The sequence below is a fragment of the Pararhizobium sp. A13 genome, assembly GCF_040126305.1.
In the GTDB taxonomy this organism is placed as follows: domain Bacteria; phylum Pseudomonadota; class Alphaproteobacteria; order Rhizobiales; family Rhizobiaceae; genus Pararhizobium.
In genome coordinates, this window is record NZ_CP149510.1 from 3,789,590 (window position 1) to 3,813,237 (window position 23,648).

The following is a 23,648-nucleotide window of genomic DNA, read 5'->3' on the forward strand; positions in this document are numbered from 1 at the left end:
GCCGATTCTGAGCGATGGCGTTACGCCCGTTCGAATCCCCGCGCAACTTCCCAATCCGTCACGCGGCGGTCGTATTCCTCCTGCTCCCATTCGGCGGCGCGGGTGTAATGCTCGATGACATCCTCGCCGAACGCGTCGAGCAGCATCTTCGAGGAGTTCATCGCCTGCGTCGCGTCGCGCAGCGTTCCGGGGATTTCGCGGATGTTCTTGCCGCCATAGGCGTCGCCGACGAACGGCGCTTCCAGCTCCAGCTTGCCCTCGATACCGGCAATGCCGGCGGCGATCAGGGCTGCCATGGCAAGATAGGGATTGAGATCGGAGCCGCCGACGCGGCATTCGATGCGGATCGCCTTGGTACCCTCGCCGCAAAGCCGGTATCCGGCGGTGCGGTTGTCCTTGCTCCAGACGGCCTTGGTCGGCGCGAAGGTTCCGGCCATGAAGCGCTTGTAGGAATTGATGTAGGGCGCGAGGAAATAGGTGATCTCGCTCGCATGCGTCAGAAGGCCGGCGACGTAGTGGCGCATCGTTTCCGACATGCCGTATTTGGCTTCCTTGTCGAAGAACTGCGGCGTCTTGCCATCCAGGCTCCAGAGCGACTGGTGGATGTGCGACGACGAGCCCGCGGCATGATAATTCCACTTGGCGAGGAAAGTGATCGCCTTGCCGCGCGACCAGGCGATTTCCTTGCAGCCGTTCTTGATGATCGCGTGCCGGTCGGCCATGGTCAGGGCATCGGCGTAGCGGACGTTGATTTCCTCCTGGCCGGCGGACGCCTCGCCCTTGGAGTTTTCAACCGGAATGCCGGCGCCCTGCAGACCGTTGCGGATCGCCCGCATCACATCCTCTTCCTTGGTCGTCTGGAAGATGTGGTAGTCCTCATTGTAGCCGCTGACGAGCTTCAGGTCGCGGTAACCGCTTTCGCGCGCATCGTCATAGCTCTGGTCGAACAGGAAGAATTCGAGTTCCGTCGCCATATAGGCCTTCAGCCCCATCGCCTCCAGTCGGGCGATCTGGCGTTTGAGGATGGCGCGCGGCGAATGCGGCACTTCCTTGTGGGTGTGATGGTCGAGCATGTCGCAGAGAACCAGCGCCGTGCCTTCCAGCCAGGGAATGCGGCGAAGCGTCGAAAGGTCCGGCTTCATCGTATAGTCGCCGTAGCCCGCTTCCCAACTGGTCGACTTGTAGCCGGACACCGTGTCCATCTCCATGTCGGTCGCCAGCAGGTAGTTGCAGCTATGGGTCTCTTCCCAGGCGCTGTCGACGAAGAACTGCGCGTGAAAACGCTTGCCCATCAAGCGTCCCTGCATGTCCACCTGGCAGGCCAGGACCGTATCGATGCGCCCTTCGGCGACATCCTTCTTCAATTCTTCAAACGAGTAGCTCGCGCTCATATCTACATCCAGTGTTGGGCGCCCGGCGCCGTCTGATTGGCAGAACAGACCGGCGGACAAGCCGCCGGCCCAGGTCTTGATCTGTCAACGATCAGGCTTCGCCCACTGCCTTTTCGGCAGCGAGGATGTCGGCCTTGCGCTTTTCGATCATGTCGCCGATCGGCGGCCCTTGGAAGCGCTTGGCTTCAAAGGCGAACCAGATGCCGACTGCCAGCACGATGAAGCCGAGCGTGACGGCAAACACCTTGTCATTCGGGGGCTGGATGGCGATGTAAATGATGATCAACATGCCGATGGCGGCAAGCACCGAGACCAGCTTGTAAACGCCGGCACCGAGATCCCAGGGACCCGCTGCAGGCCATTTTGACGTGCCGAAGGCGAAGATGCCGAGCACGATCGGGAAAACGAAGGACAGGAATAGGAAGATCAGGGTGGCGTTGACCACCGTCACGTAGAGGCTGGCCTCGCCGACCGAGATGAACAGCGCACCCCAGACGAAAAGCACTTCGAGAATACCAGCCGTCCAGATCGCCGTAACCGGCGTGCGGAACTTCGGGCTGACCGAGGACAGCGCCTTGGAACCAACCGGCAGACCCTTGTCACGCGAGAAAGCGAAGATCATGCGCGATGCCGACGTGACCGTGGCAAGGCCGCAGAGGAACTGCGAGATGAAGATCGCGATGAACAGGACCGTGACCAGCCATGCAGGCATGATCGTGTTGACCGTGTAGAAGAACACGTTCCAGCCCTGCTTTGCACCTTCCGCCATATCCGGGATGGCGATGACGAAGGCGCTCAGCATGATCCAGCCGGCCAGCGACGACCAGACGACTGACGAAACGATAGAGCGCGGAACCGAATTGGCCGCCTTTTTCGTTTCTTCAGACGTGTGCGCGGACGCGTCATAGCCAGTGATGGTGTAGATCGGCAGCAGAAGACCGAGGCCGAAAACGTACCACATGCTCTCGGACTGCGGCCAGACATTGCCGCCGATCTCGCCCGAGTTGTTGGTAAAGGTCCAAAGACGGCTGATTTCCCAAGTGGGTGCGAAATACAGGCAGGCGATCGTCAGAACAGCTGCGGTCACCAGAATGAGAGAGCCTGAAAAATCGGTCAGCTTGGCTGTGAGCCTGATACCGAAATGGTTGATCAGCACCTGCACGAGCGTAAAGCCCGCAACGAGCAGCACCTGCGTTCCCGGCGAAACCAGGCCATCCTCGCCGACGAGACCGAGCTGCGCGCCGAAGGTGCCACCGAGAAACAGCGCCGTGCCGATGTTGATCGCGCCCAGAACGGTGATCAGACCGAGCAGGTTGAGCCATGCCGTCAGCCAGCCCGTGAAGCGGTTTCCCAGAATGGACGACCAATGATACAGACCACCGGCCGTCGGATAGGCCGAGGCGATCTGAGCCATGCCCAACGCAAAGAAGCCGGAGATGATGCACCCGACCGGCCAGCCGATCCCGATTGCAGCGCCGCCGACACCGGATGTTGCCTGCGCCAATGAGTTGATGCCACCCGACAAAATGCAGATGATCGAGAATGAAATTGCGAAATTCGAGAACGAGCTCATGCTCCGTTCAAGCTCTTGGGCATAGCCCATGGAATGCAGCACGCCTACGTCGTGCTTTTTGTCTGTATCTGTATAGTCTGACATCTTTTTCCCCTGTATCGACCAGCCTCCGGCGGTATTGCCGGTCGGCTGAAGTGCCAGTGTCCATGGAAGCCCATGGACCAGTCTCCGCGGACATGCCGCTCCCCAGGTCTTTTTATTGCGACAGTGCCTGAAGGCTTTCGCCCAGCAGGCCTGTCAGATAATCGGCCATGACCTTTTGACCGACTTCATCCCGAACGAGATCGTTGCGGATCTCGATCATTACGTTGAGCAGGCCATTCTTCAAGCCATGCTCGATCAATGTATGCGTCACGCCATCGGCCGGCCCATAGGGCTCGTTGCGGCGAACATCGTAGCGTTTCGTTTTTTCGGCCGCCGCCAGCATACAGGCGGCCAGCCTTTTGTCCGTGTCATGCAGAATACCGACTTCAACGTCGCGCTGCCTGCCGTGATAAACGGGCGTGAAACTGTGCATCGTCACAAGCACCGGCGGCCGACCCTCGGTCTTTCGCGTCGAAATGAAACCCGACAGTGCATCACGAAACGGCACGTAAAGCGCCTCGGTCCTCGCCCGGCGCTCCGCTGCTGAGATCGCAGCATTGCCGGGTATCTCGAAGACTTCGCTGACGGGCGGCATGGCGGCTTCCGCTTCCGGCGGGCGATTGCAATCATACACCAGGCGAGAAAACCGCTGGTAGATCAGCGCAGCATCAAGGCTTTTCACCAGGAGTTGAGATACCGCAAGGGCGCCCGGGTCCCAGGCGATGTGGCTGGAAAGGGCCTCGGGCGACATTCCGAGCGTTCCCATTTTCTCTGGAAGACGGCGCGACGCATGCTCGCAGATCAAGAGAACCGAGCTCAATGCCTCCGGATTTTCCACTGCGACCGGCGCACCATCCGCCTCTGTCAAAAGCCCCGTCAAATGCGATTTCCTTTTCAGTTGCCTGCCAGAACTGAAAGCCATACCCCGGAAAAAGGGCCCGCAAGCATTCGTTAATGAAAAGAATTCTTCACGATTTTACCCATGTCAATCGAAAACTGAAACGATCTCTTCAAAAAGGCCATTGACTCGAATTGTGACAGCGATGTTTACTCTGTCACAAAGCTGGCAAAGACCAGCCAGGGGATCGATTTTGACAAGCTCTGAAGGCACTGTGACGGTGTCGGATGTGATCAACGCCCATTTCTCTGTGCTGACGCGCGCGGAGAAGCAGTTGGCGGCGACGCTTCTCGACAATTACCCGGTTTCCGGACTCGGCAGCATCACGACTGTTGCCGAGAATGCAGGCGTGTCGACGCCGACCGTTGCCCGCATGGTCCAGAAGATCGGCTTCCGTGGTTTTCCGGATTTCCAGCAACGGCTCCACCAGGAACTCGAAGCGACGATCTCCAATCCGATCAGCAAACACGACCGCTGGGCGGCGAATGCGCCGGGCACGCATATCCTCAATCGTTTCGCCGACGCAACGATGAACAACATGCGCGCCACCCTCGCCCAGCTTGAAACGGCTGAGTTCGATGGCGCCGCGAGCCTGATCGCCGACCGCAAGCGCAATATCTATCTGGTTGGCGGCCGCATCACCCGGGCGCTTGCCGATTATTTCTTTACCCATTTGCAAGTCATTCGGTCCGGCGTCACCCAGATCGCGGCCAATTCCAGCTCCTGGCCGCATTACGTGCTCGACATGAAAAAGGGCGACGTCCTGATCATGTTCGATATCCGCCGTTACGAGCAGGAGATGGAAACACTGGCGCGCATCGCCCGCGAGCGCGGCGTCGAAATCATTCTCTTCACCGATCAGTGGAGCTCTCCGATTGCCAAGTCGGCTCGGCGTGTTTTCCGCATCCAGATCGAAGCACCGTCTGCCTGGGACAGTTCGGTCGTCATTCTTTTTGCCGTCGAGGCGCTGATCGAGGCCGTGCAGAGTTCCATCTGGGACGAGACGCGCGACCGGATGAAAACACTCGAGGGCCTGTTCGATTCAACACGGCTTTTTCGCAAGCCGCTTTAAAAGGAGCACCAAACAGCGAGGCGACGCCGGACCTAGAGAAGGATGTCGCGAACCGCAATTCAACAGTGGTATAATTGCCGCCTGCATCCAGGCGGTTTCAAATTTTGAAAATAAAATGAAGGTGTTCTGGCTGCGAATGTCTTGTCGCAAAGGAGACACCACCTGTCACATAAGCTTCATCGGACCCCAGTATCAGCTTCCATCGAAGCTGACTGATATAACCACAAGAGGAGAAGACCAGTGATTTCACATATGCGCCGCCTGCTTTCGCTTTCGACCGCCATGGTCGTGGCATCGACCGCCATCGCGGCTGCCGAGCCGAGCGCCGAACTGATTGCCGCTGCCAAGGCAGAAGGCACGCTGACCACGATCGCCCTGCCCCACGACTGGTGCGGCTACGGCGGCGTCATCGAAGGCTTCAAGGCCAAGTACGGCCTGACCGTCAACGAACTCAACCCGGATGCCGGTTCGGGCGATGAAATCGAAGCTATCAAGGCCAACAAGGACAACAAGGGCGACCAGGCTCCGGACGTGATCGACGTCGGCCTCTCCTTCGGCCCGTCCGCCAAGGCCGACAAGCTGATCCAGCCTTACAAGGTCGAGACTTGGGACACGATCCCGGACACCGCCAAGGACGCTGAAGGCTACTGGTACGGCGACTATTACGGCGTCATGGCCTTCGAAGTGAACAAGGACCTCGTCAAGGAAAGCCCGAAGGATTGGGCCGACCTGCAGAAGCCGGAATTCGCCAACATGGTAGCCCTTGCCGGTGACCCGCGCACGGCAAACCAGGCCATCTCCGGCGTTTTCGCAGCCGGCCTTTCGGGCGCTGCTGGTGACGTTGCAAAGTCCGGCGAAGCTGGCCTTGCCTTCTTCAAGGAACTGAACGCCAAGGGCAACTTCGTCCCGGTCATCGGCAAGTCCGCTCCGCTCGCTCAGGGCACGACCCCGATCATCCTGCGCTGGGACTACAACGCCCTTGCCGACCGCGACACGCTTGCCGGCAACCCGCCGGTCGACGTCATCATCCCGGCTTCCGGCGTCGTTGCCGGTGTCTACGTTCAGGCGATCTCGGCCTACGCCCCGCACCCGAACGCTGCCAAACTCTGGATGGAATACCTCTATTCCGACGAGGGTCAGCTCGGCTGGCTGAAGGGCTATTGCCACCCGATCCGCTTCAACGATCTCGCCAAGAACGGCAAGATCCCGCAGGACCTGCTCGACAAGCTGCCGCCGGCCGCTGCCTATGAAAAGGCCGTGTTCCCGACGCTCGCCGAACAGGAAGCCTACAAGGAAACGATCACCAAGGGCTGGGATACAGTCGTTGGCGCCAACGTCCAATAAGACTGCCGCATTTCGGTCTTCCCGCGATTGCGCGGGAAGACCATTCTCCCTTTTCAAGAAACGGTTGCCGGATGAGCTCAAAACAGGCCATTGATTTGAAGAAGACGGCTATCGACTGGCTCGGCATCACGCCGTTCCTGCTTTTCGCAGTCATGTTCCTCATCGCTCCGACGCTTTATCTCGTGACCGGGGCGTTCGTTAATCCGGCGGGCGAATTCACCTTCGAGAACATTGGCGGACTGTTCACCGACAAGATTCTCGCCTCCTACTGGATTTCCATCAAGGTCAGCCTGGCCTCGTCCATCGGCGGCGCACTGATCGGCTTCTGCTTGGCCTGGGCCGTCGTACTCGGCGGTCTGCCCCCCTGGATCCGCTCCTCGCTCCTGACCTTTTCCGGCGTTGCTTCCAATTTCGCCGGCGTGCCGCTGGCCTTCGCCTTTCTTGCCACGCTCGGCCGCACCGGTCTGGTCACCATGATCCTGAACAACTGGTTCGGTATCAATCTTTATGCCACGGGGTTCAATCTGCTCAGCTTCGTCGGCCTGACACTGACCTACATGTATTTCCAGATCCCGTTGATGGTGCTGATCATTACGCCGGCGCTCGACGGTTTGAAGAAGGAATGGCGCGAAGCCGCTGAAATCCTTGGCGCGACCAACACGCAATACTGGACCAAGGTAGCGCTGCCGATCCTGTTTCCCAGCATCCTTGGCACGACGCTGCTTCTGTTTGCAAACGCCTTCGGCGCGATCGCCACCGCCTATTCGCTGACAGGTTCGACCTTCAACATCGTGCCGATCCAGCTCTACGCCCAGATCCGCGGTGACGTTCTGCACAATCCGAACCTCGGCTACGCCCTGGCCCTCGGCATGATCGTCATTACCGGCATTTCCAACCTCATCTACATCTGGCTCCGCATGCGCGCCGAACGGTGGCAGAAATGAAGACACAAAAAATCGGCGCCTGGATCGCGGTCCTGTTCGGCGCCTCCTACTTCATCGTGCCGCTGATCGCGACATTCGAATTTTCCCTGCGCATGCGCCGCGGCGAATATTCCTTCGATGCCTATCGCTCTGTCTTCTCGGACATCCAGTTCCGCGAATCCTTCAGCTACTCCATCGTGATGGCGATCCTCACCATCATCTTCGGCGTCCTCCTGGTTGTGCCGACGGCCTATTGGGTCCGCCTGCGCCTGCCGTCGATGCGGCCGGTGGTCGAGTTCATCACGCTGATGCCGCTGGTCATTCCAGCCATCGTCATCGTCTTCGGCTACCTCAGACTGTACAACTCGTCGTCGTTCATTCCCTTCACGGGCTCGGCGCGCGGCACTGACCTGCTCTTGATGTTCTCGTTCATGACGCTGTCGCTGCCCTATATGTATCGTTCGGTGGATACCGCCATGCGCACCATCGATGTCGGCACATTGACGGAGGCCGCTCAAAGCCTCGGCGCTTCTTGGCCGACCATCATGTTCAAATGCATTTTTCCCAATGTCATGAGCGGCGTTCTGTCCGGCGCCTTCATCACCTTTGCCATCGTCATCGGCGAATTCACCATGCCGTCGCTGCTCAATCGCCCTGCCTTCGGTCCCTACCTGCAGCTGATCGGCGCCAACCGTGCCTACGAGCCGCCAGCGCTCGCGGTCATCGCGTTTGCCATCACCTGGGGATGCATGGCGCTTCTGCAGCTCGTCTCCCGTTTCAGCAAATCGGCTCCTTCCAAGCCCTGAGGTATTGATCGTCCATGTCCTTTCTCGAACTCACCGGCATTCAGAAGAGCTTTGGCCCCGTCCAGGTCGTCAAGGATTTCGACATGGCTATCGAAAAGGGAGAGTTCGTCTCCTTTCTCGGGCCGTCCGGCTGCGGCAAGACGACAATCCTGCGCATGGTGGCAGGCTTCGAAACGCCGTCGGCGGGAACAGTCGTCATCAACGGGCGCAACCAGAACGAGCTGAAGCCGAACCAGCGCAATATCGGCATGGTCTTCCAGGCCTATGCGCTGTTCCCGAACATGACCGTGCACGACAACGTTGCCTTCGGCCTGAAGATCGCCGGCATGGACAAGGCCGCCGTCGACGCGCGCGTCAAGGAGATGCTCGGCCTCATCCATCTCGGCCACCTCGCCGACCGCTTTCCCTACCAGATGTCCGGCGGTCAGCAGCAGCGCGTGGCCCTTGCCCGGGCGCTGGCACCGAAACCGCAGGTGCTCCTGCTCGACGAACCTCTGTCGGCGCTTGACGCCAAGATCCGCGTCTCCCTGCGCGAAGAAATCCGGATGATCCAGCAGCAGCTCGGCATCACCACCGTCTTCGTCACCCACGACCAGGAAGAGGCCCTGTCGATCTCCGACCGCATCGTCGTCATGAACGCCGGCCGCGCCGACCAGATCGGCACGCCGTTCGACATTTACAACAAGCCAGCCACCCGCTTCGTCGCCTCCTTCGTCGGCACCTTGAACCTGATCGAAGGCACGGTCGTCGATCCCGCCGCAAACCGCATCTCGATCGGCGACCAGGGTATCACGCTGCGGGAGCCGCTCGGGCCGGTCAAGGCCGGCGACAAGGTCTCGCTGGCGCTGCGTCCCGAAGCGGGCTCGATCGCCGAAGGCGCCAAGGGCGATACGGCGCTGACCGGCCAGGTCGTTTCCAGCAACTTCCTCGGCTCGGTCATCCGCACGCGCATGAAGGTCGGCGATCCGGTGATCTCCTTCGACATGTTCAACGCGCCGGGCCTCAGCCCGCCCGCCGTCGGCGACGTCGTCACGCTGCGCTTCACGGCGAGCGATCTCCTGATCATTCGCGAATAACAACCGGCGATCCCGCAAAAATATGTTTCAGGCGACAGGTTGATTGGAAAAATCTGTCGCCTTTTTCGCTGCGCGCGTCGCACCGCGCATTTGACGCCCGCCGGCCGATCTTTATAGTCAGCCTCGCACGTTCTCAGGGCGGGGTGAAACTCCCCACCGGCGGTAACGGGAAGAAATTCCCGGAGCCCGCGAGCGCTTCATACACACGTATGCCCGCATACGCGCATGAAGGTCAGCAGATCCGGTTGAATTCCGGAGCCGACGGTTAAAGTCCGGATGAAAGAGAGCAAGCAGATCAGGAGGCACCTTTGCAAGGGGTCACCGCGCCTGCGTGTTCGCCCAAGGGGATCATTGAAAAATGGCTCAACCCTTGAAAGGCCAGACTGACATGACCATCGCTTCCCACCCCACCCAGAAAATCGCCATCGTCCGCGCGCGCTGGCACGCCGATATCGTCGATCAATGCGTCAATTCCTTCATCGCCCATTGGCAAGAGCTCGGTGGCAAGGCCTCGGACGTCGAGACTTTCGATGTGCCCGGCGCGCTTGAAATCCCGCTGCATGCGCAGACGCTCGCGAAAACCGGCCGCTTCTCGGCCATCATCGGCTCGGCATTCGTCGTCGACGGCGGCATCTACCGCCACGACTTCGTCGCCGGCACCGTGCTTGAGGGCATGATGCGGGTGCAACTCGACACCGGCGTCCCGGTCCTCTCGACCGTGCTCACCCCGCATAACTTCCAGGAATCGGAAGCCCATATCCGCTTCTTCCGCGATCATTTCGTCGTCAAGGGCGTGGAAGCCGCCAACGCCTGCTCGCAGATCCTGCAGGCTCGCGCCCAGCTGGCGCTCGTAAACACCTGATTGAGGGCGGCGCGGCGTCCGCAACGGATGCCGCGCCGTACCACGCGAGGATCCGCGATGCAGTGGCCGTGCCGAAAGCCGGCCATCAGGCGAAGGGAACGACGCCCCGACATGCCCAGGCCACCGCTGCAAATGACCTTGGCCCGTCGGGCTGGCCCGCCTCATAAGAAGCCCTAACGGCGGCGTCAATTTCTGCACGCTGCGCCGAGGCCAGGGCAGCCACATACTTGCCCAAAGGCCCCTCGCCCGCCGCAATGGGCGCCCAGTAATCGTCGAACGACTGGTACTCCATGCGGATCAGAAGTGAGGTCTGCTCCACGCCCAGCAACCCATGCCCCGCGAAGCTCTGCTTCATTTCATCCGGCCGCATCATCGGCTGGAAGCAATATCGGCTTCGCAATTGACGTCCATTTTCGTCCAGCATAGCGACGGTATCCACCATCATTCGCATGCCCGGCATGCCGCCGAGGTGGTCCCAGACCGCTGCTGCGACCACACCGCCCGGACGCACGACTCGACGCATTTCGGCGACCGCCTTGTCCGCTTCGGGCACGAAGTGGAGAACCAGAAGCGACAGCGCTCGGTCGAAGTAACCGTCCGGAAACGGAAGGGCGCACGCATCTGCTTCCTGGATGGTGATCCGCGGATCGGCGTTGCGCCGTGTCGCCTCCTCGACAAAGACAGGCGAATAGTCGATCGCGGCAATCTCGCTGACATTCGCCGCTTGCGGCAACGCAAAGGTCAGGCTTCCAGTCCCGCACCCGACGTCAATTATCCGTTCGCCATCTGCCAGACCGGCGAAGTCAATCAGAAGAGGCGCGAGCTTCTGGCTCCAACGCCCCATGAGTTGCTCATAGCCAGACGCGCTGCGGACATTGAAGCTTGAGTTCATCGAAGCCTCCTCCAAACCGATATGCTACCGCGCGCCATGATCATTGCCAAGGCGTCCGCTATCGGCCTGCCGAAGGCGGCGTTAGCGAGACACAGGTCCTCGCGTCAACTCAAGCCGATATACCCAATACCCTTCTTCTCAATCTCATCCATCGACTCCTGGTACCCCGCATCCGCATAGCGAATAACGCCCAGCGACGTGTCGTTGGTCAGCGCGCGGCTCAGCCGCTCCGCTCCGCTCTCGGTGCCATCGGCCACCACCGTCACGCCGCAGCTCGTCATGTAGCCGGCATAACCGCCACCGCCGGAATGGACGACGACGAGGTCGGCCATGGAGGAGCAGAGCAGCATCGCGTCGAGCAGCGGCCAGTCGGCGATGGCGTCGGAGCCGTCCTTCATCCGCTCGGTCATGATGTTGGGGTGCGCCATGGCGCCGGCATCGAGATGGTCGCGGGAAAAGGCGATCGGGCCTTTGAGTTCGCCGGATGCGACCAGCGCGTTGACGGCGAGTGCCAGTTCGGTGCGTTCGCCATGGCCGAGCCACGCGATGCGGGCGGGCAGCCCCTCGAAGGGCACGTTTTCCCGCGCCAGCCTGATCCAGTTGGTGACAATCTTGTTGTCGGGGAACATTTCCAGCAGCAGGTCATCGATGCGGGCGATGTCGCTTTCTTCGCCCGACAGCGCCATCCAGCGGAAGGGGCCGATGGCGCGGGCAAACAGCGGCCGCAGATAGGCCTCGGTGAAGATGCGGATATCGAAGGCATTGGCAACACCCCCTTCTCGCGCCTGGGTACGGATCAGGTTGCCGTTGTCGAAGACTTCCGCGCCCTTCGCCTGAAACTCCAGCATCGCTTCGACATGCTCGACGATCGAGGCGCGGCTGGCAGCCATCAGTTGCCCCTGCCCCTCGACCCGCAGCCGTTTCACCTCGTCGATGCTCATGCCCTTTGGTACATAGCCATAGACCAGGTCATGGGCAGAGGTCTGGTCGGTGACGATATCGGGCACGATGCCGCGCTTGGCGATTTCAGGATAGAGCGCCGCTGCATTGCCGACGAGGCCGATGGAGGTGGCGCGCTTTGCCCTGACCGCCTGATCGATCATCGCGAGCGCCGTATCGAGGTCTGGCGCCACGTGTTCGAGATAGCCGATCGCCTTACGCTTTTCGGCGCGCACGGGATCGACGTCGATGCAGAGGATCGCAGCCCCCGCCATGCGGCCGGCGAGCGGCTGAGCGCCGCCCATGCCGCCCAGACCGGCAGTCAAGATGAAGCGGCCGGCGAGATCGCCGCCAAAACGGTTTTCGGCGATGCGCATGAAGATTTCATAGGTGCCCTGGATGACGCCCTGGCTGCCGATATATTGCCAGGCACCCGCCGTCAGCCCGCCCCAGCAGATCAGCCCCTGCCTTTCCAGCTCATAGAACACCTCGGCCTTCGCCCACTGGCCGACGATGTTGCAATTGGCCATGATCACCAGTGGCGCCTTTGCATGCGTCTTCAAGAGCCCCACCGGCTTGCCGGATTGGATCACCAGCGTCTGGTCTTCATCCATCTCGATCAAGGTCTTGACGATCGCCTTGTGCGACGCCCAGTTGCGCGCTGCCTTGCCGAGGGCGGCATAGACAATCAGATTGTCCGGATCCTCGCCGACCGAAAGCACGTTTTCCAGAAGCCGCAGCAAAGCCTCCTGCCGCCAGCCCTTGGCGCGCAGCTCTGGGCCGCCGGGAATGGGGAAGTTCGGGTGACGAGAATTGGCCTTCGGCATCGTGGTTTTTCCTTCTTCTTGTCTGCGATCGTATCCCTGTCCCCTCGCACCGCCCCGTCGAGAGAGTTAGCGCAAGGAGGAAGACCGCACCGTTTGTCGTTCACTTCGACGGCAGCGAGAGAACATAGGCGAGTGCCGCATCGAGCAGGCGCTTGCGCAGGGCATCGTCGCCATAGGCCTTCACACCCGCGCGCACCCAACCATTCATCTGACGGTCCCCCATCACCATGAGCTCGATGCCGGCAAGCGCCAGCGCCCAGCCATCATTGCCCTTGCCGAGGCGCACCAGCATGCCGTCGTTGCGCGCGCCGCAAAGAAGATTGCCGTCAAGGAGAAAGGCAAGACCACCGAACATCGGCTTCTCGGAGAGCCCCGATCTTTCGCCGAGCTCCTGTCTGATCAGTTCCTCGAGACCGGCGTCGCGCGCCATGACACATTCTCCTTATATCCGCCCGGACAAAGCGTAGCTCGCGATGTCAATGCCCATCGCCTTCTCGACCGGCGGATAGACCGAAGGATCAAGCACGCTTGAGGCAAGCGGGATCACCGTCTTCGGCACATGCAGCACGAAGATCGTCATGCCGACCTGCAACTGTCCGACGCTTAAGGGTTCGCCATCCGGCGACAGCGTCGTGATCACGTCCGGAAAGGTCGCAAGCCGCTTGCCGCCGGCATTCTCCACCGCCATGTATTCGTTCATGATGTGGAGTACCGTAGAGTCATCGCCCTTCCCGAGCGTCACCGTGCCGATGTCGAAGGCCTCCTTGGTGTAGACGACCGATTTGTCGGTGATGACGCCTTCCGCAAGGATCGTGCCGTTGGTGGTTTTCGCGATCGTATCGATGATGGCGGTGCCGCCCTTGCCTTCCACAGCGACGATCGCTTCACCGAGAGTCAGGGCCAGCGAGATGCCGCCGAGCGCCGCATTGGCCTTGACGTAGGAGGCGCGCACCGGATTTCGAGCCGACGCGATGAAGCCGCCGGACATGTCGGAGGCGGTGCGCAGGATCGGCGAAACCTTGGCGGTCGCGCCGCGCACGACAAGTTCGATATACCGGTTTTCCTCGCGATTGCCGCCGACCGCCGTCTGGATCATCGGCTCGGGCGAACCGGCAAGGCCGATCGATCCCATGTCGCCGGTCGGATGCGCGCGGATATCACCGACGGCATCGACCACCTTTGTGCCGAGAATGGCCGACGGCAGCCAGCCGTTCAGCGTCGACGACTTGCCGTTCTGGCCGACGATCAGCCCTGCGATCTTTTCGCCCAGCGCTTCCTGCAGCAGCTGCACCGCCTTGACGTAGTCGACACCGCGCATTTCCCAGGGTGTGGTCGAGGCCGGCGCACCGATCGCAGCGGCTGTCGCCACCCAGTCATTCGCATCGAGTTCATCGACCGAAACCAGCTCCGGCTTGCCGATCGACACCGCCGCATAGCCGAGCATCCGCCCATGATGCGCCCATCCGCCACCGCCGGCGGCATAGACCGAGCCGCCCTTGACCGCCGCCTCGACGTCTTTCTCTGTGAGTATCCGGCCCATCAGCGCTCTCCCTGTAAATTCGCATCGAGTTTCCTCACGGCCTCGAACAAGGTTGCCGCACCGAGCGCGATGTCGTCATTGTCGGCCCATTCGTCCGGCGTGTGCGACCGACCCTCGCGGCAGGCTATGAAGATCATCGCCGCTTTCGAAATCCGCGCCATCCAGGCGGTGTCATGCCCGGCACCGGAGGCCATGCGGCGATGTTTTGCTCCGACACGATCGCAGGCCGCTTCCAGATTGCGCAGCACCAGCGGGTCGGCGGGCGTCGGAAAATTGTCGGAGATCAGCTTCGGCGAGGTGATGGACACGCCGGTATCGCGCTGGATATCGACGGAAAGCTGGTCAATCTCAGCGATGAAGCGCTCCATGTCGGGCCGCAGTTCCGCTCGCGCATCGATCAGCAGCCGGGCTCGGGAGGGCACGACATTGGCCGCGTTCGGTTCGATCGAAAATTCGCCAACCGTCGCGGTGAAATGCCCCTCGCCCTTGGAAAATTCAGTCCCGAGGCGCTCGATGTCGCCGACCATTCTGGCCGCCGCCGTCAGCGCGTCGCGCCTGCGGCTCATCGGCGTCGTGCCGGCATGATCGGCCTGGCCTTCGAACAGGATTTCGATCCGGGTAATCCCGGCGATGGCCGTGACGATGCCCACATCGCAGCGCTCAGTTTCGAGCACCGGCCCCTGCTCGATATGCAGTTCCAGAAATGCCTTGATGTCCGATCGTTTCTGCAGGGCCAACCGCGACGGGTCGCCGCCGGCATCGATCATGCCCTGGCGCAATGTCAGATCGCCCTGCGTGCGGCTTAGCCATCCGTCAGGAATCAGCCCTGCCATACCGCGACTGCCGATGCAGGAGACGCCGAAGATCGACACCTCCTCGGCTAAGAAATCGACAACCTCAAGATCGTGGTCGAGCCGGATGCCCGCATCGTGCAATGCCTGCGCCACCTCCAGCGCCGCCGCCACGCCGGCAATGCCATCGAACCGTCCACCCTCCGGCACCGTATCAGAATGCGAGCCGAGCATGATCGTGCCGAGGCCGGATTTCCGACCCTTGCGACGGCCGATCAGGTTTCCCGAAGCATCGATCCGGGTTTCGAGGCCGGCGGCCTTGAAGCGTTGCTCCAGAAAGGCGCGCCCCTCCAGAAAGAGCGGCGTGAAGGCGCGCCGCGTATAGGGTCGGTCCGGTTCGGTGATCCGCGCCAGCCCCTTGATAATGTCGGCGATGCGGCGGGCATCGATTGGCAGATTGGTTTCGACAGCGGCCATCACATGGCCTCGCGCAGCGGCAGGCTCGCCAGCGGCCGGATGAATTCGCCGGCGCCCGGCGCGGCCAGCACGGATTTGCCGTCGAAGACAAGCTTACCGCGATTGTAGGTGGCAGCCACGCGCCACGGTAGCCGGATGCCGTTATACGGCGACCAGCCGACGACGTTGTTGCCGCTTGTCGCCGCGTCGTAGGTGTAAGGCTCCGGCGTCAGAACGGCGATATCCGCATCCTTGCCAAGTTCGAGTGCGCCCTTGCGGTGATCGAGACGGAAATGCCGGGCCGGATTGAGCGACATCAGATCGGCAGCGCGGGTCAGCGGAATGCCTCGCTCCAGCGCGCCCTTGACGAACAGCGGGATCATCACCTCGAGCCCTGGCACGCCGGAGGCATTGGCCAGCATGTCCGGATTGGTCTTGCGGTTTTCCGACCAGCTGACGTGATCGGTCGAGACCAGCGTCACATGACCGTCAGCCACATGCCGCCAAAGCTTTTCCACCTCGGCGCGCGGCCGGATCGGCGGATTGATCTTCGCCTTGCCGCCAAGCCGCTTCACATCATTCTCCTCGTCGAGAACGAGATAGTGAATGCAGCATTCGATGGTGGCGCGGTACCCTTGCGCCCGGTAGGCAGCGGCGATCTCGTAGCCGCGGCCGACAGAACAATGCACCACATGCGCCGGACAGCCGGTCGCGGCCCCTGTCTCGTAGATCTGGTTGGTGGCGAGCAGTTCCGTCAGCGCCGGCCGCGACAGGCCGTGCGCCCGATAGTCGGTGATCCCTGCCGCCTTGACCCTGTCGATCGCCGCCCGCACCGCCTCGTCGTCTTCATTGTGGACGCCCGCCGTCAGCCCCGTCGGCGCTATTGCGCGAAAACAGTCTTCGAGAAGGCCAGCCGGGATGCGCGGGAAGCGTTTCGGATCGGTGCCGAAAGTCGAGAACTTGAAGGCGGCGACACCGGCCTCGACCATTTCGCCAATCCTCGCCGGGCCTTCCTCGGGATCGATGGTGCCATAGAGCGCGAAATCGACGCGGGCCTGCGCGCCGGCATGAACGATCTTGCGCTTCACCGCCTCCGCCGAGCAGACGAGGTTGCCCTCGTCATAGGGCATGTCGACGATCGTCGTAACGCCACCGGCGGCGGCAGAGCGTGTCGACCAGATGAAATCCTCCTGATCCTTCTGGCTCAGCGAATGCACCTGCGCATCGATGGCGCCGGGCAGGATAAGCGCTTGCCCGAGATCATGACGTTCGCGCGCGGCAGGCATCGCGCCTTGCCCGACAAAGGCGATCTTGCCATCGCGCACTGCCACATGCCCGCCCTCGACGATGCGATCAGGGAGAACCAGTGTGCCCTTCAGAACCAGATCAAAATCAGACATGTGCGCCTCCCTTCGTCATTGGCCGAGCGCGAAGAAATCGTCGAATTCAGGCATCGGAGCCGCAGCCACCAGGGCGAGCAGCAAATCTTCGGATGCAAATACCGCGTGAAGAGCCTCGATCTCCTTTGAGAGCGGCCGGTCCTTCAGGTAGATTGGGCTCAGCGCGCGGACGCAATCATAGGCGATCTGCGTCACGCCTTGCGGCTTGTCACCGAGCAGATCGATTGCCTGTGCCGACAGCAGCGCCTCGATCGCCGCCATCTGGCGCAGATCGCGCACCTGCGTCTCCATGCGCTCGACGATGAGCGGCAGGAACGTTGCTTCCTCTTCGAGACCGCCGGCAACGACGATCGACTGTGCCGACAGCGGCACTGCCATCGACTGGACGCGCATGTAGAGTTCGACCACGAGCTTCATCAGCGGGCCGAGACCGCTCGCCACCTCACCGGGAGCGACCAGATTGATCGGCAGGTTTCGCCGCACTCCGTTCGAGAGCAGGATGCAGCGGTTCAGCATATTGCGCGCCACATGGGAAAAGGCGATCTGCGCCGTCTCGATATAGAGCGTGGTCGTCAGCGGCAGCGAAGCACCCGACGCGTGGACCTGGCCGCCGAGCACCACCGGATTGTCGTCGGACAGATAGGTCGCATCGACCAGCCGTTCGGCCGCGACAAGAAGCGTATCCACCGCAGCACCAAACACCTGTGCGGTCATGCGCAAGCTCAAAGGATCATGGATCGCCGTCGGCAGCGGCCAATCGACGACATTGGACTGGCCGTAAAGCCAGGACCCGACCAGCGCTTCGCCGCGCGTCGCAAGCGCCGCCGCGACCCGCCATGGGTCGGCGGAAGCCCCCAAGGACAGGGACGACATCAGGCCGGTCGCCATCGACACACGGACGGCGGAGGCTGCCTGACGCAGGACATCGGCTGCAGCGGCAAAGGCCGTCGCGTTAACGCTCAGCGAAGCCAGTGCGTCACGCGGCTGCATGACGAAGGGCTCGAGCCGGGCACGAAGCAGGGCTTCGGCGGCGGGCAGCAACTCGCCACGGAAAAATGCCTCGCCGGTCCCCGTCAGAACGGAAGCCACCTGCCCCATCAGGCCGATATCGGCGCAACCGATCGAACCATGGCGATGGACGGCGGGCACGACGCCACACTCCAAAAGACCGAGAAACGCCTTGACGAGATCGACGCTGCAGCCGGTGTGGCCGCCAAGCGCGGTATTGATGCGAATGGCGATGGCCTTGCGGACAATGACCGGAGAAAACAGCTCGCCGGTGCCGAAATGGTGTGCCTTGACGAGCGCGGCGTTGAATTCCGTGAGATCATCGACCGTCCACAGACGGTCCTTCATCGAACCGACGCCGGTGTTTGCGCCATAGACCGGCAAGCCCATGGCGAGGCGGTCGGCGATGACCTTATGTGCGGATTGGACCCGCGCGAAAGACTGCTCGGCCACCGTCGGCACATAGAGGCCCGAACCGATCTTCTCCAGTGCGGAGAAGTCGAGCGGATTGCCAGTCAGGGCAATGGTTTTCACCGATGCGTGCATGCTTTGACCCACGTTTGATGCCGCACATGCTATGCCCAATCTCCCCGATTGTGATATATCCCAAAAATGGAACAGGCGATGTGCATTTCGGATCATCCCGTCTTTGTCCCACCTCTGCCGTCGCAAGGATGAAACAGATCATGGATACCGCCACGCTTGCCCTTGTTCATGCGATCCTTGAAGAGCGAGGAATTCGCCGGGCCGCGAAGGCCGGAGGCCGGCCGGTGGCAAGCGTCAGCGCCGCGCTCAAGCGTTTCGAAGCCGCCATCGCAGTACCGCTCGTCAGGCGCGAAGGCGGCAATCTCGTGCCGACGCTGGAGGCACAAAGCCGGCAGGCCGATCTGGCGACGGCGAACCGCGCCGTGCAATTGCTTCTATCGCCCGGCACCGTCGCACCATCGATCGTCGTGCCCTCGATCAGCCTGGCCGCGCTCGATCGCTTCGTCACCGTCGCGCGCAGCGGCAGCATTCGTGGCGCCGCGAAGATAGCGGGCACCGGCCAGCCGCAATTGACCCGGCAGATGACCGATCTCGAGCGTGACCTCGGCTATGATCTGTTGATCCGCTCCCCGTCCGGTATCGCCTGCACGCCAGAAGGCTTGGCGGCGATTCCGATCGCCGAAAGCCTGCTCGATATCTGGCGGCGACTTTCGCGCGCGTCCGGCGACCGGTTCCGCCGGACGGCCGCGACATGGCGTTTCGGCTCCGTCATGCCGCTCGGCCCGGAAAGCGAGATCGCCCGCATGCTGGCGGCCCTGACCGCCGAATGGCACCGCGCCCGCCCGCGCCAGCCGCTCTTCATCTCCAGCACCACCGCAGACGAGTTGATCGCCGGTTTGAAAAGTCGCCGGTTCGACGTGGTGCTGCTCGATCTCGAAACCTTCCCGGCAGAGTTTGAGGGCCGGCTCATTTCCCGCACGCCATTGGCGTTGGCCGGTCACCCTTCGCTGTTCGCCAAACACGGCGAGGATATCCGTAAGCTGCTTCAAGCCAACCCGATCGCGGTTCCCAGCCTGAAGAGCGGCCTTCGCCAACAGGCGGAGCATTTCATCGGCGAAGCTTTGGGCGAGCAGGAACGAAACCGGCTGACGGTGACCGAGGTTGATTCCATTCCCGTCATCCTCAACCTGGTGATGAACCACGGATATCTTTCGGTGCTTCCCGAAAGCTCTGCTGCGCGCGTCAGAAACGCCCCGGCGATGCGCAGGCTGGGGCCGGGCTATCTGCAAAACCTCTCGCTCGCCTGGCAGAAAAATGCCCTGTCGCGCCAGGCCGGCGAGGCCATGCTGACGATGATGTCGGCGCCTCCCCTTGATTGAGAACCTTCAAGCCACTCACCAAAGCTCTGATTCGACTCGCAAATCCACCGCAGCTTGAATCGGTACGTGAACAGGTTGAATCAGTTCTTGAGCTTGAGACGCCTGCGCGTCTCGCTCGGGCTTTCGCGATAATGGGCGCGGTAACTGCGCGAAAAGGCCGAGGACGAATTGAAGCCGGTGGCGGCGGCGATATCGGCGAAATCGGCCCGTGTCTCGATGACCTTGCGCCGCGCCGCATTCAGCCGCAGCGCCAGATAATGTGCATGCGGCGCGACGCCCATAGTCTCCTGGAAGAGGTCCTGCAGATGACGCGCGCTGACCCCGGCCCGCTTGGCGAGACGGGTGAGCGTCAGCGGCGCATCGACCGTCTCCTCCATCAGCTTGACGGCCGCGCCTACGCGCGCGTCCAGGATGCGCATATTGCCGATCGCCGGCACCTGCAGGAGGTCGCCGCGCGTGCGCTCCTGCTCGTAGATGAACAGCCGCGACACCTCCAGCGCCAGCGAATAGCTGTGCTGGCGGCGGATCAGTTCCAGCATCAGGTCGAGCGTCGGCAGCGACCCGCCCGTGGTGATGCGCTTGCCATCGATGACGAAGCGCTCGTGCACCATGGTGATCTGCGGATAGGCGGCAGTGAAATCCTCGAAATCCTCCCAGTGGGTCGTGGCCGAATAATTGTCGAGCAGGCTGGTTTCGGCCAGCATCCAGGACCCCGATTCAATGCCGGCCATCACCTCGCGATAACGTGCCGTCTGGGAAAGATGCATGCGCAGATGCGAGGTCGTATAAGCCTGCCAGTTGTAGCTCGACAGGACAAAAAGCGGTGCTGTTTCCTTCTGTGGCCGGAAAGGCCCTGCGACCGGGATGGGAATGCCGCTCTTGGTCTCGATCGCCTTGCCGTCCGGACTGAAGATGTCCCAGTCGTAAAGCGCTTTTCCGGCAATGCGGTTTGCGGCGCGCAAGGGTTCGATCACCGATGCGACGAGGATCAGATTGGTCTCCGGCAGCACGAGCAGGTCGATGTGCTGGGTCTCGTCCTTCGGCACAAGCATTCGTCTCATCCCCGCTCTAATTCTGGAAATGTATAACATGCATCTGAAAAGGGAAAGCAGAACGCTCGTTCTTGGCTCGTAATGAGCAACAAGAACAAGGGGAGGCTTTTATGCCACTGAGCATGAACCGCGACGTTTTCATCACCTGTGCCGTGACCGGGTCCGGCGACACCGTTTCCAAATCATCGCATGTGCCGATCACGCCGAAGCAGATCGCCGATGCAGCGATCGAGGCCGCCAAGGCGGGTGCGGCCGTTGCGCACTGCCATGTGCGCGACCCGGAAACAGGGGCAGCCGCACGCCGCCTCGATCTCTACAAGGAAGTGACCGACCGCATCCGTTCCGCCGATGTCGATGTCGTGCTCAACCTCACCGCCGGCATGGGCGGCGACCTGATTTTCGGCAATGTCGAAAGCCCGCTGCCGCTCAATCCGCAGGGCACCGACATGGCCGGCGCCACCGAGCGCGTCGCCCACATCGCCGAATGCCGGCCGGAAATCTGCACGCTCGACTGCGGCACGATGAACTTCTCGCTCGGCGATTACGTCATGACCAACACGCCGTCGATGCTGCGCGAAATGGCCCGCCAGATGACGGCACTCGGCGTCCGCCCTGAAATCGAAGCCTTCGACACCGGCCACCTCTGGTTCGCCAAGCAGCTCGTCGAGGAAGGCCTGATCGAGGATCCGGTCCTCATCCAGCTCTGCATGGGCATCCCGTGGGGCGCACCCGACGATCTCAACACCTTCATGGCGATGGTCAACAACGTGCCGAAGAACTGGACTTTCTCCGCCTTCTCGATCGGCCGCAATGCGCTCGCCTATCCGGCGGCAGCGGTGCTTGCCGGCGGCAATGTCCGCGTCGGCCTCGAAGACAATCTCTATATCGGCAAGGGCCAGCTCGCGACCAACGGCCAGCTCGTCGAAAAGGCCGTGACCGTCATCGAGGGTATGGGCGCGCGGGTGATCGGACCGGCGGAAGTGCGTGAAAAGCTGAAGCTGACGAAGCGTTGACTGCGCGTATGAGGCGAAGGCCCCCTCATCCGGCCTGTTGGGCCACCGTCTCCCCGTTGGGGAGAAGAGGGTGAGCGGAACAACCGCTTCACAAACAAACTCGCAGCACGCAAGCGGTTTTGAAGACAAGGGCGGCAATTTTCCCTCTTCTCCCCAGTGGGGAGAAGGTGGCCCGAAGGGCCGGATGAGGGGGGAACCGCGAATGCAGAATTCACGAGGGAACGCAGAACTCATGACCAAAATCACCAAGGCGGCCTGCATCGGCGGCGGCGTTATCGGCGGGGCCTGGGCGGCGCGCTTCATCCTGGCCGGCGTCGACGTCAACATGTTCGATCCGCATCCGGAGGCCAAACGCATCATCGGCGAAGTCATGGCCAATGCCGAAAAGGCCTATGCCATGCTCACCATGGCGCCGCTGCCGAAGAAGGGCACGCTCACCTTTTGCGAGAGCGTTGAAAAGGCCGTTCAAGGCGCTGAATGGATTCAGGAAAGCGTGCCCGAACGGTTGGAGTTGAAGCGTGGCGTCCTCACCCAGATCGACGCGGCAGCCTCCCCCGATGCGCTGATCGGCTCCTCCACCTCCGGCCTGATGCCGTCCGACCTGCAGGCCGAGATGAAGAACCCTGAGCGCATGTTCGTGGCGCACCCCTACAACCCCGTCTACCTCTTGCCGTTGGTCGAGCTCGTCGGTGGCAAGAAGACCACGAAGGAAACGATCGCCCGCGCCGGCGCCGCTGTCGAACAGATCGGCATGAAGGGCGTCGTCATCGCCAAGGAGATTGAGGCCTTCGTCGGCGACCGCCTGCTCGAAGCCCTCTGGCGCGAAGCCCTCTGGCTGATCCAGGACGATATTTGCGATACCGAAACGCTCGACAACGTCATGCGCTATTCCTTCGGCATGCGCTGGGCCCAGATGGGCCTGTTCGAGACCTACCGCATCGCCGGCGGCGAAGCCGGCATGCGCCACTTCCTCGCCCAGTTCGGCCCCTGCCTGAAATGGCCGTGGACGAAATTCACGGACGTCGTCGATCTCACCGACGAATTGGTCGAAAAGATCGGCCAGCAGTCCGACGATCAGGCCGCAGGTCGCTCAATCCGCGAACTGGAGCGCATCCGCGACGAAAACCTCGTCGGAATCATGCATGCGCTGAAAAACAGCGACGGCGGCAAGGGCTGGGGTGCCGGCAAGCTGCTTGCCGAGTTCGAACAGCGCCTCTGGGCCGACGCCGAAAAGCCGCAGGCCGATCTGGGTCAAGCCGAACCTATCCGCATCCTCGACACCAAGGTCAATGCCGCCTGGGTCGACTACAACGGCCACATGACCGAACACCGCTACTTGCAGGTCTTCGGCGACACATCCGACGGCCTGCTCCGTCTGATCGGCGTCGATCTGGAATATGTAAAGGATGGCCATAGCTACTACACGGTCGAGACCCACATCCGGAACCTCGGCGAAGCCAAGCTCGGCGACGCGCTGTATTCAACCTGCCAGATCCTGTCGCACGACGAAAAGCGCCTGCACATCTTCTCGGCAATCTACAATGCCGCATCCAACGAGCTTGTCGCGACGGCCGAGCAGATGCTGCTGCATGTGGACAGCAAGGCAGGCAAGGCAGTGCCGGCGCTCCCGGCAGTCATCGCCAAGGTGAAGGCGATTGCAGAAGCGCATGCCGGCTTGCCGAAGCCGGAGGGTGTTGGACGCGCGGTCGGCCAGAAGCGCTCGTGACTTTCCCTCCCCCTTGTGGGGAGGGTGGCCCGAAGGGCCGGGAGGGGTTCTTTTTGGAGCGTTCCCCTCCCCAACCCTCCCCACAAGGGGGGGGGAGAGCCTCGAAGCGA

20 protein-coding genes and 1 riboswitch are annotated in these 23,648 nt (G+C 61.8%); of the genes, 9 read left to right on the forward strand and 11 right to left on the reverse strand.

Annotated features, from left to right (window positions below):
* Positions 1–20 precede the first annotated feature (20 nt).
* The 3 genes from WI754_RS18595 to WI754_RS18605 form a co-directional block, all read right to left on the reverse strand.
* The gene (locus WI754_RS18595; RefSeq protein ID WP_349434927.1) at positions 21–1,391 is read right to left on the reverse strand and encodes a glutamine synthetase family protein; all 1,371 of its coding nucleotides are present in this window, start codon (positions 1,389–1,391) and stop codon (positions 21–23) included.
* 91 nt (positions 1,392–1,482) lie between these two features.
* The gene (locus tag WI754_RS18600; RefSeq protein ID WP_349434928.1) at positions 1,483–3,048 is read right to left on the reverse strand and encodes an amino acid permease; all 1,566 of its coding nucleotides are present in this window, start codon (positions 3,046–3,048) and stop codon (positions 1,483–1,485) included.
* Between the two features lie 112 nt (positions 3,049–3,160).
* Complete coding sequence (locus WI754_RS18605) at positions 3,161–3,928, reverse strand: N-formylglutamate amidohydrolase (protein WP_349434929.1); 768 nt, start codon at positions 3,926–3,928, stop codon at positions 3,161–3,163.
* A 232-nt stretch (positions 3,929–4,160) separates the two neighbouring features.
* On the opposite strand from WI754_RS18605, the gene WI754_RS18610 reads away from it, so the two are divergent.
* From WI754_RS18610 to WI754_RS18635, 6 genes are all read left to right on the forward strand, one after another.
* Positions 4,161–5,018 carry a MurR/RpiR family transcriptional regulator gene (locus tag WI754_RS18610; RefSeq protein ID WP_349437864.1) on the forward strand — a complete coding sequence of 286 codons (858 nt, stop codon included), beginning with the start codon at positions 4,161–4,163 and terminating at the stop codon, positions 5,016–5,018.
* 240 nt (positions 5,019–5,258) lie between these two features.
* Positions 5,259–6,362 carry an ABC transporter substrate-binding protein gene (locus tag WI754_RS18615; RefSeq protein ID WP_349434930.1) on the forward strand — a complete coding sequence of 368 codons (1,104 nt, stop codon included), beginning with the start codon at positions 5,259–5,261 and terminating at the stop codon, positions 6,360–6,362.
* A gap of 71 nt (positions 6,363–6,433) precedes the next feature.
* A complete protein-coding gene (locus WI754_RS18620; RefSeq protein WP_349434931.1) occupies positions 6,434–7,306 on the forward strand; it encodes an ABC transporter permease subunit in 873 nt (290 codons plus the stop codon).
* Positions 7,303–8,091 (forward strand): ABC transporter permease, encoded by a 789-nt coding sequence (locus WI754_RS18625; protein ID WP_349434932.1) that lies wholly within the window; start codon positions 7,303–7,305, stop codon positions 8,089–8,091. The genes WI754_RS18620 and WI754_RS18625 overlap by 4 nt, the downstream gene beginning before the upstream one ends.
* Positions 8,092–8,105: 14 nt before the next feature.
* Positions 8,106–9,167, forward strand: a complete 1,062-nt coding sequence (locus tag WI754_RS18630) for an ABC transporter ATP-binding protein (RefSeq protein WP_349434933.1) — start codon at positions 8,106–8,108, stop codon at positions 9,165–9,167.
* A 125-nt stretch (positions 9,168–9,292) separates the two neighbouring features.
* Positions 9,293–9,459: riboswitch (FMN riboswitch) on the forward strand.
* A gap of 96 nt (positions 9,460–9,555) precedes the next feature.
* Positions 9,556–10,029, forward strand: coding sequence for a 6,7-dimethyl-8-ribityllumazine synthase (locus WI754_RS18635; RefSeq protein WP_349434934.1), 474 nt, complete (start codon positions 9,556–9,558; stop codon positions 10,027–10,029).
* Between the two features lie 85 nt (positions 10,030–10,114).
* On the opposite strand, the gene WI754_RS18640 is transcribed toward WI754_RS18635, so the two are convergent.
* The 7 genes from WI754_RS18640 to WI754_RS18670 all read right to left on the reverse strand — a co-directional run bounded on the left by WI754_RS18640 (position 10,115) and on the right by WI754_RS18670 (position 18,428).
* Positions 10,115–10,921 carry a class I SAM-dependent methyltransferase gene (locus tag WI754_RS18640; protein WP_349434935.1) on the reverse strand — a complete coding sequence of 269 codons (807 nt, stop codon included), beginning with the start codon at positions 10,919–10,921 and terminating at the stop codon, positions 10,115–10,117.
* A gap of 104 nt (positions 10,922–11,025) precedes the next feature.
* A complete protein-coding gene (locus tag WI754_RS18645) occupies positions 11,026–12,687 on the reverse strand; it encodes a urocanate hydratase (RefSeq protein ID WP_349434936.1) in 1,662 nt (553 codons plus the stop codon).
* A gap of 100 nt (positions 12,688–12,787) precedes the next feature.
* The gene (locus WI754_RS18650; RefSeq protein ID WP_349434937.1) at positions 12,788–13,117 is read right to left on the reverse strand and encodes a TfoX/Sxy family protein; all 330 of its coding nucleotides are present in this window, start codon (positions 13,115–13,117) and stop codon (positions 12,788–12,790) included.
* A 12-nt stretch (positions 13,118–13,129) separates the two neighbouring features.
* Positions 13,130–14,227 (reverse strand): DUF917 family protein, encoded by a 1,098-nt coding sequence (locus WI754_RS18655; protein WP_349434938.1) that lies wholly within the window; start codon positions 14,225–14,227, stop codon positions 13,130–13,132.
* Complete coding sequence (locus WI754_RS18660) at positions 14,227–15,495, reverse strand: Zn-dependent hydrolase (RefSeq protein ID WP_349434939.1); 1,269 nt, start codon at positions 15,493–15,495, stop codon at positions 14,227–14,229. Before WI754_RS18660 ends, WI754_RS18655 begins: the two co-directional genes overlap by 1 nt.
* On the reverse strand, positions 15,495–16,874 hold the full coding sequence (locus WI754_RS18665; RefSeq protein WP_349434940.1) for an amidohydrolase family protein: 1,380 nt from the start codon (positions 16,872–16,874) through the stop codon (positions 15,495–15,497). The genes WI754_RS18660 and WI754_RS18665 overlap by 1 nt, the downstream gene beginning before the upstream one ends.
* A gap of 15 nt (positions 16,875–16,889) precedes the next feature.
* Positions 16,890–18,428, reverse strand: a complete 1,539-nt coding sequence (locus WI754_RS18670) for an aromatic amino acid lyase (RefSeq protein ID WP_349434941.1) — start codon at positions 18,426–18,428, stop codon at positions 16,890–16,892.
* A 140-nt stretch (positions 18,429–18,568) separates the two neighbouring features.
* Here WI754_RS18670 and WI754_RS18675 point away from each other — a divergent pair, with 140 nt between their 5' ends.
* Positions 18,569–19,747: a LysR family transcriptional regulator gene (locus WI754_RS18675; protein ID WP_349434942.1), complete on the forward strand. Its 1,179-nt coding sequence runs from the start codon at positions 18,569–18,571 to the stop codon at positions 19,745–19,747.
* Positions 19,748–19,827: 80 nt separating this feature from the next.
* Here WI754_RS18675 and WI754_RS18680 read toward each other — a convergent pair whose 3' ends face one another.
* Positions 19,828–20,799: a GlxA family transcriptional regulator gene (locus tag WI754_RS18680; RefSeq protein ID WP_349434943.1), complete on the reverse strand. Its 972-nt coding sequence runs from the start codon at positions 20,797–20,799 to the stop codon at positions 19,828–19,830.
* A gap of 110 nt (positions 20,800–20,909) precedes the next feature.
* On the opposite strand from WI754_RS18680, the gene WI754_RS18685 reads away from it, so the two are divergent.
* Positions 20,910–21,812 (forward strand): 3-keto-5-aminohexanoate cleavage protein, encoded by a 903-nt coding sequence (locus WI754_RS18685; protein ID WP_349434944.1) that lies wholly within the window; start codon positions 20,910–20,912, stop codon positions 21,810–21,812.
* Between the two features lie 232 nt (positions 21,813–22,044).
* Positions 22,045–23,538 carry a carnitine 3-dehydrogenase gene (locus tag WI754_RS18690; RefSeq protein ID WP_349434945.1) on the forward strand — a complete coding sequence of 498 codons (1,494 nt, stop codon included), beginning with the start codon at positions 22,045–22,047 and terminating at the stop codon, positions 23,536–23,538.
* Positions 23,539–23,648 lie beyond the last annotated feature (110 nt).